This is a genomic window from Paludisphaera mucosa (assembly GCF_029589435.1).
Lineage (GTDB): Bacteria > Planctomycetota > Planctomycetia > Isosphaerales > Isosphaeraceae > Paludisphaera > Paludisphaera mucosa.
In genome coordinates, this window is sequence record NZ_JARRAG010000001.1 from 989,194 (window position 1) to 1,001,570 (window position 12,377).

General features: G+C 68.2%; 8 protein-coding genes. 2 read left to right on the forward strand and 6 right to left on the reverse strand.

All coding sequences use genetic code 11. The features are described 5' to 3' along the window. The first annotated feature begins 58 nt into the window (after positions 1–58). Positions 59–892, forward strand: coding sequence for a gluzincin family metallopeptidase (locus PZE19_RS04190; RefSeq protein WP_277859314.1), 834 nt, complete (start codon positions 59–61; stop codon positions 890–892). 472 nt (positions 893–1,364) lie between these two features. Here the strand turns inward: PZE19_RS04190 and PZE19_RS04195 are convergent, their stop codons facing one another. The 6 genes from PZE19_RS04195 to PZE19_RS04220 form a co-directional block, all read right to left on the reverse strand. Then, entirely contained in the window at positions 1,365–2,438 is a 1,074-nt protein-coding gene (locus tag PZE19_RS04195) for an alkaline phosphatase family protein (RefSeq protein ID WP_277859315.1), read from the reverse strand. Further along, entirely contained in the window at positions 2,435–4,300 is a 1,866-nt protein-coding gene (locus PZE19_RS04200; protein WP_277859316.1) for an alkaline phosphatase family protein, read from the reverse strand. Before PZE19_RS04200 ends, PZE19_RS04195 begins: the two co-directional genes overlap by 4 nt. 134 nt (positions 4,301–4,434) lie before the next feature. Then, the gene (locus tag PZE19_RS04205; protein WP_277859317.1) at positions 4,435–7,686 is read right to left on the reverse strand and encodes an efflux RND transporter permease subunit; all 3,252 of its coding nucleotides are present in this window, start codon (positions 7,684–7,686) and stop codon (positions 4,435–4,437) included. 66 nt (positions 7,687–7,752) lie between these two features. Beyond that, the gene (locus PZE19_RS04210; protein WP_277859318.1) at positions 7,753–9,156 is read right to left on the reverse strand and encodes an efflux RND transporter periplasmic adaptor subunit; all 1,404 of its coding nucleotides are present in this window, start codon (positions 9,154–9,156) and stop codon (positions 7,753–7,755) included. A gap of 135 nt (positions 9,157–9,291) precedes the next feature. After that, complete coding sequence (locus PZE19_RS04215; RefSeq protein WP_277859319.1) at positions 9,292–10,035, reverse strand: TetR/AcrR family transcriptional regulator; 744 nt, start codon at positions 10,033–10,035, stop codon at positions 9,292–9,294. A gap of 75 nt (positions 10,036–10,110) precedes the next feature. Next, positions 10,111–11,457 (reverse strand): MFS transporter, encoded by a 1,347-nt coding sequence (locus tag PZE19_RS04220; RefSeq protein WP_277859320.1) that lies wholly within the window; start codon positions 11,455–11,457, stop codon positions 10,111–10,113. A gap of 270 nt (positions 11,458–11,727) precedes the next feature. Here PZE19_RS04220 and efp point away from each other — a divergent pair, with 270 nt between their 5' ends. Continuing rightward, on the forward strand, positions 11,728–12,291 hold the full coding sequence (efp, locus tag PZE19_RS04225) for an elongation factor P (protein WP_277859321.1): 564 nt from the start codon (positions 11,728–11,730) through the stop codon (positions 12,289–12,291). Positions 12,292–12,377 lie beyond the last annotated feature (86 nt).

Here is a 12,377-nt window from a genome sequence, read left to right on the forward strand (position 1 = left end):
CGTCTCTTGCTCGAAGGATCGGGCCAGGATCGCGAACGCTCATGGAGGAGTGCGCCGCATGGATGCTCACAGCGCTCGGTCTTCGTCCCCCCGCTCGATCGTCGCCCTGCTGCTGGGCGTCTCGCCCCTCCTCTGCGGCGCATCGCACCAGACGACCAACTTCGTCGTCGAGGCCCCGACCCGCGAGGTCGCCCGCAAGGTCGGCGAGCACGCCGAGGAATGCCGGCGGACCATCGCCAAGGCCTGGCTGGGCCGCGAGCTGCCCGACTGGGCCGTCCCCTGCCCGGTGAAGGTCAAGCTGACGGGCGGCGAGGCGGGGGGGCTCACCTCCTTCGGCTTCGACCACGGCCACGTCAGCGACCAGAACATGGTCGTCGAGGGCCGCCTCGACCGCATCCTCGCCTCGGCCCTCCCCCACGAGGTCACGCACACCGTCTTCGCCGCCTTCTTCGGCGGCCCCATGCCGCGCTGGGCCGACGAGGGCGCCTCGCTCCTCAGCGAGGACGAGCGCGAGCGCAAGCGGCACGACCAGATCGCCCTCGACCTGCTGGCGCGTCGGGGCGAGATCGGCCTCGGCGAGCTGTTCCGGATCGATGAGTACCCGAAGGACCTCATGTCCTTCTACGGACAGGGCTACTCGATCTCGCGGTTCCTGATCGAGATCGGCGGCCGCCCCCGTTTCCTGCGGTTCGTCCGCGACGGCCTGGAATCGGGCTGGGACGGCGCGACCCTCGACCACTACGGCTTGGCAGACGTCCGCGAACTCGACCGCGCCTGGCGCTCCTGGCACCGCGGCCTCCTCGCCAACCGCAACGCCCCCCCCGCGAACGAAGCCGTCCTCGCCTACGGCGAACCCGTCGACGCTCTCCCGAGCCGGAATCCCCGTCCGTGAGCTGACGGCTCGCGGCGTTCATGATCCCCGTTGAGCACGATCAACGCGGCGGCACGTCCTTTTCCCGCGAGGGGAGAAGGACGATTCGAGCGGGTAATGCGAGACGGGGATACGGACGGGGGCCTCGCGAACTCCGACGACCCTCATCCGCCGCTGCGCGGCGCCTTCTCGCGGCGGGAGCAGGATTCGTGCCGGTTTTTCGTCTCCGCGATGCACACTCGGGCCATATTCTCAGAATAGGGGCCCGTGCGTATTGCCGCGATTTCCGGAGATCCGATCGATATAGAAACCTTCCTCTTTTCGATAACGAAAAACGACGACCGAAGCCAATTCCTGGGTCAGACGTCTGGTCGTAAAGCATTATTCGATAGTTATTTGCGTTCGGAGGCCTGGCAGTCCGGTTCGAAGAGCGAACCCGAACCGAACCCACATCGAAGCCAGATCGAAGCCGAGCGTCGAAACGGCCTGGTTTTCAGCCGATGTAGCCCAGGCCGCGGAGCCGTTCGCGGACCAGTTCGTCGTCGTCGATCGCATCGCCCGGGGGGGGCTCGGTGGGGAGCCGACCTTCGAGGATGTTGCGACCCTGGGCGTCGGGCAGGGGGGGGTGGCCGGCGAGTTCGAGAAGGGTCGGGGCGATGTCCAGGAGGCGGGCGCCTTCGACTTCGCCGACCGGCGGGACCTGGGGGCTCGCCAGGATGAAGGCACCATGATGGACGCGGTCGCCCTTGTCGTCGGCGGGGTCGCCCTCGCGGATCTGCGACGACGGCTCTGAGGCGCCGCCGAAGGACCGCCCGGCGCGGGCGTCTTGGACCGAGACGACCAGGACGACCGTGTCCTCGGTCAGGAGATCCAGCACCTTAGCCAGCTCCTCATCGAGGTGCAGGTAGTAGTCGCGGACGACCTCGGCGGACGGGCCCTCGGCGTCTTGGACGCGCCCAAAGGCGCGCTGGATCCAGTCCAGGCCGAGCTCCACGAAGTGGAAGTAGTCCCAGGGCTCGTTCTCCATGAGGTGCCGTACGACCGTGAACTGCTTGCGGCTCACGGCCAGGATCTTGTGGCTCAGCCCTGCCTCGTCGTCGGTCCGGAAGTCTCTGGGGTCGACGGCATAGGTCCCGACGAGCTTCTCGATCGCGGTCGCGACCTCGGGCGGATGCGTGAGTGTCCCGTCGACCGCGTCGGGCGGGGGGAGGCAGCAGACCGAGATGCCGTCCACCGGCCTCGGAGGATATCCGGGGGGCACGTCGACGAGGATCGACCGGCCCCCCTCCTTCGCGACCTGCTCCCACATGGTCGGAGCCTGGAACGACCGCGCGTCGACGAGCTGCGTCTCGTGGTCGTGTCGGTTGCGGGAGCCGTAGAAGCCCAGAGAGCCGGGATCTTGCCCGGTGGCCAGGCACATCCAGGCCGGGGCAGAGCCGGGAGCGAGGACGTTATCCAGGCGGCCGTAGCAGCCGATCTCCATCAGGCTCCGGATCGTGGAGAGCCGTTCGTCGCCGAGCAGGATCTCGGGCGCGGCGCCGTCGAGACCGATGACCAGGATCTTCATGGCCGGAGCGTTCTCCCTTCCATCAGCGGGCCCTTGTCGGTCCCGAGGGCGTCGAGGATCGTGGGGGCCAGGTCGACCAGGCTCGCGCCCTCGCGTCGGAACGGCCGGTTCATGAACAGGACGCCGGGCGTCGCGGCCGGGTCGATGCAATGGTCGCCGGACCACTTCTTGACGTTGTCCTCATGGAGCGACCCCTCCGCCACGCCCCCCATCGACGACGACCACGAGATCCGGTGCCCTGGCGCGTAGTCGACGATCACGTCAGGCGCCTCGTCGACGTGCGGCCCCGCGTAAACCTGATCGCGGGGCCGGGCCGAACGGACCGCCACGCGGCCCCTTTCGTCGTCGCGGGCCCCCGAGAGCTTCTCGGCGATCGCCTGCCGCAACGCCGCGGCGTCCTCGGGCCGGACGATCCCGCGGCCCTCTCGCCCTTGCAGGTTGAGGAACAGCCCGCTCAGGCCCATCGCGTAGGCCTGGGTCCTCTCCCAGTCGATCCCTTGCAGGAATTCGCCGGCGCCGTGGCCGGGGACCAGGCCCGGCTTGAGGGTGAGGAGTCCCTCGCGCAGCAGCCAGGAGTTGAGGTGGAACTGGCGCTGGAAGCTGCTGAAGCCGTGGTCGCTGAGGACGATCAGCAGCGTCCGGTCGTCGACGTGGTCGAGCACCTGGCCGACGACCTCGTCGCCGCGTCGATAGTGGTCCTCGATCGCCCCGGCCAGGACCGGATTCGCGGGCCGGCCTCGGTTCGCGGGGTGCTCGGGCTCGCGGAATCGCCAGAGCATATGTTGGACCCGATCGGGCGTGTCGAAGAGGCAATAGAACAGGCCCGAATCGAACCGGCCCAGCTCGTGCTCCATCATCGCCCGGCGCTCGCGCCAGGCGTCCTCGCACTGGGCCAGGAACTGCTCCTCCGAGATCCGCTCGTTGATCAGGCCGTTGTGGTCCTCGACGAAGCCGGCCGTGTGGAACTTGCCGACGTCGTCGGCGAGCCGGCGAGCGAACTCGGGCGGCGCGCTGATCGGGAAGAGGGGGGCGGCAGGGTCGAAGTTGACGGGCGAGGCGTAGAGGACGATCGTCGGGTCGCGGCGGATCAGCAGGAATCGCGCGATCCCGTGCGCCGACTGGAGCGGGCCGAGCTTGAACTTGATCTTGAGCCAGTCGCTCCACTCCCCTTCGCGGACGCGCAACTCGCGCGGCTCGCCGGCCGAGCGGATCGTCAACACGCCCGTCTCGGGTTCGCGGACGAGCTGGAGGTCGACGCGGAAATCGGCGCGGGTCTTGGGATTTCGGGGACCGATCAGGTGGGTCGCGACCGGGGTCTGGCCGTCGTCGACGAGGGCGACCACGTTCTCGCTCTCGCGAGCGGCGACGTCGGTTTCAGCGGTGTAATAAGTCGACGTGCCGAAGCCGCCGCGGAGGTCGGGAACGCCCATGCCGGCGAGCAGAGAGCCCCGGAGGCGGTCGGGCGGGTAAGAGCAGGGGCAGCGGAGGATCGTCGAGGGGAGCCCGGCCGCCGAGAGGAGGTCCCACACGGTCGTCCCCCGGCGCTGGTTGACGGCGCGGGGGGGGAGCAGGGGGTTCTTCTGCTCGTAGTGGTTCAGGCCGCTGTCGATGCGATAGGTCTTCGGGTCGCGGCGGAGGAAGTCGAAGACCCCGTGGCCGCCGGGGTTGACCCCCGTGGCGAACGTCGACCAGGCGACGGGCGTCTGCGCCGGGGCGGTCGTGGCCACCCGCGCCACCCCTTCGTCGCCGGCGAGCCTCGCCAGGTTGGGCAGGGAACCCTGGGCCAGCATCGCCTCGACGACACTCGGCTCCAGTCCGTCCAGGCCGATGACCACGACCTTGCGTATCGCTGGGCTGCTCAAGACTCCGTCCCACTCCCTTCGGCCCGGCGCGGGGAATCCCCGGGCGCGAGCCCCCCCGCGAGGGCCGAGCCTACCAGGGGACTATCCCTCGGGCAAGCTCGGATCGCGGGGGGCGAAGGGCCGTCGGCCGCCGCTCAGTCCGGGGAGCCGTGGACGGCGGTTCCGGCGGCGTGGTAGTGGACCATGCCGTTGCCGTTGGCCGCGACGAGCGCCGGCTCGCCGTCGTGACGGGGCCGGGGATGTTCGTCATCGTGGTCGATCGACTCCGTCTCGCCGCTCCGCACGCGCTTCAGGTAGTCGCCGAGGCGTTCCCCGAGGACGTAATAGATCGGGATGACGAATCGGCCGAGGATGGTGGAGATGGCGATGCCGGCCGCGATCACCACGCCCAGCGAGTTCCGGCTGTAGGCGCCGGCCCCCGTCGCACGGGCCATCGGCAAGACGCCCATGACGAACGCGAACGAGGTCATCAAGATCGGCCGGAGGCGCTCGCGGGAGGCGATCATGGCCGACTCGAGGATGGTCTTGCCGTGCTTCTCGCGCTGCTCGACGGCGAACTCGACCAGGAGGATCGCGTTCTTCGTCTCCAGGCCGATGAGCATGACGAGGCCGATCTGGCCGAAGACGTCGAGCGGCATGTCGTAGAACCAGAGGCCCACGATGGCGCCGAACATGGCCAGGGGGACGGTCAGGACGATGACGGTGGGGCGGATCCAGCTCTCGTAGAGGGCCGCCATGAACAGGAAGACGCACACGACCGACAGCGTGAAGATGTAGATCGACTGGTTCCCGGTCTTCACCTCCTGGAGCGTCGTCCCCGTCCACTCGTAGCCGAAGCCCTCGGGGAGGACCTCCTCGGCGAGCTTCTGGAGGGCCTCGAGCGCCTGGCCGGAGCTGTAGCCCGGGGCCGGGTTGCCCGTCATCTTCGCCGCGGTGTAGAGGTTGTAGTGGGGGACGTCGATGGGCCCCAGGGTGTAGTGGACCTCGCCCAAACTGCTGAGCGGCACGCGCTCGCCCTTGCGGTTGAGGACGTAAAGGTTCGAGATGTCCTCGGGCTTGGTGCGGACGCCCCCCTCGGCTTGCATCAGCACGCGCCAGACCTTGCCGTAGAGGTCGAAATCGTTGATGTAGTAGGCGCCGAGGTTGACCTGGAGCGTGGCGAAGACGTCGGCGATCGGGACGTCGAGGCGGCGGGCCTTGATGCGGTCCAGCTCGAACCGGAGCTGGGGCACGCGCGACGTGTAGGTGGTGAAGACGCTGGCCAGCTCCGGCCGCTTGCGGGCGGCGTCCTGGAACTGGTCGACGACGCGCTGGAGCGCGTCCACCCCCTTGGCGGCGCGGTCCTCGATCATCAGCTCATGGCCGCCCGTCTGGCTCAGGCCCCGGATCGGCGGCGGCGTGAGGACCAGCGGCAGGGCGTTGTGGATCTCGGCGAAGAGCTGGCCCTGTAACTTCCGGGCCAGGGCGTCGGCCCGCAGCTCGGGGCTGCGACGCTCGGACCAGGGCTTGAGAGGGGTGAAGACCACTCCCGCGTTGCTCTGGGTCGTGGAGTTCATGACGTTCAGGCCGTCGAGCGCGACGACGTGCTTGATGCCGTCGAGCTTCATGGCGATGGCGGCGACCTTCTGGATCACGGCCGAGGTCACCTCGCGGCTGGTGCCGTCGGGCGTCTGGACGACCGCGATCAGGTAGCCCTGGTCCTCGGTCGGGATGAACGCCTTGGGCCGCACCGACACCATGTAGATCGTCAGGGCCAGCAGCATCACCGAGGGGACGACGATCGTCCACCAGTGCCGGGCCGTGAAGATCAGAACCGAGTCGTAAGACTCCTCGATCCACCGCATCCCGGCGTTGAACCAGCGGAAGAGGAAGAATCGGGTCTCGCCGTGCTTGGGCCGGAGGAACAGCCGGGCCATGGCCGGGCTGAGCGTCAGCGAGTTGATCGCCGAGAAGACGAACGAGAAGACGATCGTCATGGCGAACTGGTTGTAGAGCTTCCCCGTCATGCCGGGCATGAAGGCGACCGGCACGAACACGGCGGCCAGCACGAGCGTGATCGTGATGATCGGCGTCGTGATCTCGGCCATCGCGGCGCGGGTGGCCTCCAGGGGCCGGTAGCCTCGATGCAGGAACTTCTCGACGTTCTCGACCACGATGATCGCGTCGTCGACCACCAAACCGATCGCCAGGACCAGGCCGCAGAGGGTCAGCGAGTTGATCGAGAACCCGAAGAGGGCCATCGCGGCGAAGGTCGCGATCAGCGACACCGGGATCGCCAGCATCGGGATGATCGTGGCCCGCAAGCCCTGGAGGAAGAAGAAGACGACGATCATGACCAGGCCGAAGGCTTCCAGCAACGTATGCTGGACCTCCTCGATGTTCTCTTCGACGTACTTGGTCGTGTCGTAGGCCATCGCGTAGTCGAGGCCTTCGGGGAAGTCCTTCTTGAGCCGCTCCATCTCGTGGTGGACGGCCTCGACGATGTTGAGGGCGTTGGCGTCGGCGTACTGGAAGATCGGCATGGCGCCGGCGGGCTGGCCGTCGAGGTAGCCGGCGGTGTCGTAGTTCTCGGAGGAAAGCTCGAGGCGGGCGACGTCCTTCAGGCGGACGATCGAGCCGTCGTCGTTGCGGCGGACGACGATCTCCTCGAACTCGGCCGCCTTCGTGAGCCGGCCCTTGACCGTGATCGGGAACTCGCGGAGCTGGCCCTCGGGGACCGGCGAGGCGCCGATCTTGCCGGCGGCGGCCTGCAAGTTCTCGGACCGGACGGCCGCCAGGATCTCCTCGCTGCTGATCCGCATGTTCGCCAGGCGGTCGGGGTCGAGCCAGATCCGCATGGCGTACTTGCGGCCGAACGACATGACGTCGCTCACGCCGGGGATCCGCTTGAGCACGTCCGAGATGTAGATCTGGCCGTAATTGTCGAGGAAGTTGGCGTCGTAGCGGCTGTCGGGCGAGATCAGGTTGACGACGCAGACCATGTCGGTCGACGTCTTCTTGATCGTCACGCCGTACTGCTTGACCTCGGGGGGGAGCTGGGCCTGGGCCGTCTGCACCTTGTTCTGGATGTCGACCGCGGCCATGTCCTGGCTGTAGCCGACGTCGAACGTGGCGACGATGTTCGACACGCCGTTGCTGGTGCTGTCGGAGTTGAAGTAGATCAGGCCCTTGGTGCCGTTGACCTGCTGCTCGATCGGCGTCGTGACCGTGCGGGCGACGCTCAACGCGTCGGCGCCGGTGTAGGTCGTGGTGATCTGGACCTGCGGGGGCGCGATCGGCGGGTACTGGGCGATCGGCAGCAGGAAGGCGCAGATGCCGCCGATGATCACCATCAGGAGGGCGAGGACGGTGGCGAAGATCGGCCGTCCGATGAAGAAATTCACCATGATGGATATACGCTCGCTGGGGTTGAACGGACCCTCGTGGATGGTGCTCGACGGCTCGGCGACGACTCAGTGGACCGGCGTGGCCTTGGGGACGGCCGGCTTCTCGCCCTTGGCGGCGGTGGCCGGGGCCGCCCCGGCTGCGTCCTCGGCCTTGGTGGGGGTCTCGACGGGCCGGGCGAGCGTCACGGTCTGCGACGTGACGGGCATCCCCGGGCGGATCATCTGGAGGCCCTCGATGATGACGGGCACGCCGGCTTCGAGGCCGCCGAACAGCACCCGCATGCCCTGGTAGGTCGTCAGCCCCGCCTTGACGCGCTGGATGGCGACCTTGCCTTCCTTGTCGATGATGTAGACCACGGGCCCTGACTCGGTCTCCATGACCGCCTGGCCCGGGACCACCACGACGTCCTTGAGCTGCTCGATCTCCATCTTGAGCTTGACGTACTCGCCCGGCAGGAGCGTCCCGTGGGGGTTGGGCATGCGGGCCTTGGACATGAAGGTCGAAGTGGTCTCGTCGATCCGGTTGTCGATGAAGTAGAGCTGGCCGAGGTAGGGGTGCTGCTCCTCGCCCTCGACGCCCGGGCGCGTGAGCTGGACCGGGGCCTGGTTCCGCACGAGCTGAGTCGCGCGATCGAGAAATCGCGAGCTGACGCGGATGTCGACGGCGATGGGGTCGAGCTGCTGGATCGTGGCCAGCTCGGAGAAGCTCCCGCCTTCCTGGCCGGGGCCGACGAGGTTGCCCACCTTCACGATCGCGACGCCGATCCGGCCGTCGATGGGAGAGGTCATCCGGCAGTAGCCGAGGTCGAGCTCGGCCTGGCGGATCCCGGCCCTCGCCTCGTCGAGCTGGGCCTTGGCCGAGAGCACGCCGATGTCGTAGTCGGCCATGGCCTGGTCGTAGTTGGCCTGGTCGGCCTCGACCTGCGCCTCGAACTGCTTGCGGTCGGCCTCGGCGCGGTCGAGATCCTCCTGCGAGCCGGCGTTGCGGCTGAGCAGGGCCCGGGCCCGACGCTCCTCGATCCGCTTGAGGTTGAGCTGGGCGACGTCGAGGGCCACCCGGGCCGCGGCCATCTCGCGGTTCTTCGACTGCTCGGCCTTGCGGACGGCCGCGTCGGCCTCGGCCTGCTTGGCGCGGGCCGACTCCAGGGCCACCTTGTACGGCTCCTCGTCGATCACGAAGAGGAGCTGCCCCTTCTTGACGAACGCGCCTTCCTCGAAGTGCCGCTCGGTGATGAAGCCTCGCACCCGCGCCCGGAGGGTCACCTCTTCCAGGGCGATCATCGTGCCGTTGGGGCTGTCGGTGACCGGGACGTCCATCCTTCGCGACTCGACGACGCCCACCATCGGGGGCGGGGGCGCCTTCGGGGCGACCGGCTTCGCGCAGCCCGAGAAGGCCCCGGCGACCACCGCGGCGGCCAGCAGGGCGAGGGATCGCGGCGACTTCGTCGGCAAGGCTCGTGGGTTGAGCATGGTCACCTTGCCCCGATGGGGGGCGTCCTCGGAATGAATGAAGATGGGTGCGTGGCGCTTCCCGAGCCCGACGCGAGGTCCCGAATGGAGGATGCGTGGAGTAACGTGGGCCCCCCGGGACGGGGGACGTCGAAACTACTGGTCGCCGTTGATGATCCGCCACTCGTCGGGGAAGATCGTCTCCATGACCCGGATCCGGGTCGCGGCGTAGTCCCATTCCGTGTAGAGGGGGCGCCAGCCGAAGCCGTCGAGCATCATGTTGACGCTCTCCCGCTTCATGCAGCAGGCGTGGTCCATGGGGCACTCGCCGCCCTCGAAAAGGGGCTCGGCGTTGACCAGGCCCAGGTGCGTGCCGACCGCGATCGCGAAGGTCGCCTTGGCGAGGCTCTCGGCCGTCCAGGGGGTTCGCAGGACGAGGTCGCCGTCATGCGCCGCGTCCTCGATGATCTCGCGGACCCAGCCCGCGCACTCGCGGTCGCGGTCGCGGAGCAGCTTCCGCCTCTGGACGTCGGCGCGATCCTGGAGGTTCGCGAGCCGGATCACCATCTCGGCCTTGTAATACTGGGGATGCAGGCGGCCGAACAGCTCGTCGGCCACGCCGATCGCGAACATGCGCTCGCGCGCCCGGCCGTCGAACTTGCGGGCGCGCTCGAACAGCTCCCGACGGTGCTCGATGCTCTGGACCGCCAGGGCCGCGACCAGATCCTCCTTCGTCGAGAAATGCTGGTAGATCGTCCCCTTGGAGTATTCCGTGGCCTCCGCCAGGCGGTCCATGCTCAGCCCCGAGAAGCCGTGCTCCATCAGCATCTTCCGGGCGACGTCCAGCAGGTAGCCCTCGCGCTGACGGATCTCCTTCTGCTTACGCGTGGTCGTGCTCATGGGCGAATTATGACGGATCGTCAAAATTCGTCAAGCCGTCGAAATGCGCCGGATTGCCGAAACGCTTGCGGGAGATCAGGGTAGGGTTTCCGGATCGGCCGGTTTCAGGTCGTTCAGCGGACCAAGCCGGCGGAGCGCCGGCCAGAGGGCGGCGACGGCGATCACCGTCAGGAGGGCCCCCAATCCGCCCAGGACGACCGCTCCGACGGCCCCCGTGAATCGCGCCAGGATCCCCGATTCGAACTCGCCCAGCTCGTTCGACGAGGCGATGAAGATCGAGTTGATCGCCGACACCCGACCGCGCATCGCGTCCGGCGTGAGCATTTGGGTGAGCGTCTGGCGGACGACCACGCTGATGTTGTCGAAGGCCCCGGTCAGCAGCAGGGCGGCGAACGACACGTAGACGTTCCGCGACAGCCCGAACACGATCGTCGCGACGCCGAACCCGGCGACCGCCCCCAGGAGCACCGGACCCGTCCTCTGCAAGGGCGCCCGTTGGGTCTGGAGGAAGGCCATCGACAGCGAGCCGATCGAAGGTGCGGCTCGCAGCCACCCGAGGCCGGCCGGGCCGACGTGGAGGATGTCGCGGGCGAAGATCGGCAGCAGGGCCGTCGCGCCGCCGAGCAGGACGGCGAGCAGGTCCAGGGTCATCGCGGCCACGAGCATCTCGGTCTTCATCACGAAACGGAGGCCCGCCAGCAGGGTGCGGATCGTCACCGGGCCCGAGTCGCGGGCCGTCGGCCGGACCTTCAGCATGGCGTTCAGGCCGATCACGCACGCGAGGAAGGCCGTGTTCAGGGCGTAGCACGCCGTCGCCGAGTGGGCGAGCGCGATGACCAGCCCGCCCAGAGCCGGGCCCGTGATCGCGGCCGTCTGCCAGAAGCTGGAATTCCAGGTGACGGCCGAGAGCATCAGCCTTCGCGGCACCAGCGTCGGCTGGATGGCCCATCGGGCGGGGCGGTTGAGGGCCTGACCGACTCCCGTCAGGAAGAGGAAGGCGTAGATCGACCCCACCGGCCATCCGAAGGCGGAGGCCGCCGACAGCCCCGCCGCCGCCAGGAACATCAGGACGTTGGACGCCAGGAACAGCCGCTTGCGGTCATAGCGGTCGGAAAGATGACCCGAGGGGATGGCCAGGAGCAGCACCGGGGCGACCTGGGCCAGACCGACCATGCCGAGCGCCAGGGCCGAATGAGTGCGTTCGTAGATCTCCCAGCCGACCGCGATGTTCTGCATCTGCGCGCCGAGCTGGACCAGGAAGACGCCGATCAGGAAGCGGAGGAAGTTGCCGTCGCGGAGGACCTCCATCGCCGCCGGGCGGCCGGGCACGCCCCCGTCGAAGTCGGGAAGGGGACGGGAGGGGGTGCGTTCGGGCTCGAGATTCTCGGAGCCGGGTCGGGTTTCGGGGCGGTCGTCTTTCACCGAGATCCTCGGGCGGGGCGTGTCGGGGGGCGTCCGCCGCATTCTATCGGGGATGGGAATCCGGCACAGGTTCCGGAGGCCGAAGGCGAGCCGGGCGGACGTCGGAAGTGGGGCCCGCACTAGGCAAAACGGTGCGGGGCCAGTAAATTCAGGCTGCGATTCCCGTCGCACGACGACGCGTCGTCGCCCCCTGAGATTTCCACGATGGACGGGTCCGGCCGGAGGGAGCCGCCGCCGTCTGGACAGGCCCCGAGAGAGACGCAACCTGCCATGATGATCAAAGCGACCGACGTCCGCCGCGGCATGGTGATCACGATGGAAGGCGTGAACTTCGTCGTGGTCGACTTCGCCCACCACACCCCGGGCAACCTCCGGGCCATGGTCCAGACCAAGCTCCGCAACATGAACTCCGGGGCGCTGATCGACAAGCGTCTTCGTTCCGTCGACCAGATCGAGGTCCCGTACGTCGAGACGAAGGAGTACGAGTACCTGTACTCCGCCGGCGACGAGCACGTCTTCATGGACACCGAGACCTACGACCAGCTCCATTTCTCGCCCGAGATCATCGGCACGGCGATGTCCTTCCTCCTGCCCAACAGCCGGGTGATGGTGAAGTACATCAACGACAAGCCGGTCTCGATCGAGATCCCCGACTCGGTCGAGCTGAGCGTCGCCGACACCCCCCCGGCGCTCGCGGGCGCCACGGCGACGAACCAGTACAAGGAAGCGACCATGGAGACCGGCCTGAAGGTGCAGGTCCCCCCCTTCATCAAGCCCGGCGAGAAGATCCGGATCGACACCCGCACCAGCGAGTATCTGGAACGCGTGAAATGATCCACGTCCGCTCGGGACGTCGCCGGGATCGGGGCCGCGCGATGTCGCGCCGGCCCGGACGGTCCCCGAGTCGGTCGAAGCAAAAG

Coding starts and splice junctions, on each gene's coding strand:
- PZE19_RS04190 (WP_277859314.1), top strand. CDS start 59: ATGGATGCTCACAGCGCTCGGTCTTCGTCCCCCCGCTCGATCGTCGCC.
- PZE19_RS04195 (WP_277859315.1), bottom strand. CDS start 2,438: ATGAAGATCCTGGTCATCGGTCTCGACGGCGCCGCGCCCGAGATCCTG.
- PZE19_RS04205 (WP_277859317.1), bottom strand. CDS start 7,686: ATGGTGAATTTCTTCATCGGACGGCCGATCTTCGCCACCGTCCTCGCC.
- PZE19_RS04210 (WP_277859318.1), bottom strand. CDS start 9,156: ATGCTCAACCCACGAGCCTTGCCGACGAAGTCGCCGCGATCCCTCGCC.
- PZE19_RS04215 (WP_277859319.1), bottom strand. CDS start 10,035: ATGAGCACGACCACGCGTAAGCAGAAGGAGATCCGTCAGCGCGAGGGC.
- efp (WP_277859321.1), top strand. CDS start 11,728: ATGATGATCAAAGCGACCGACGTCCGCCGCGGCATGGTGATCACGATG.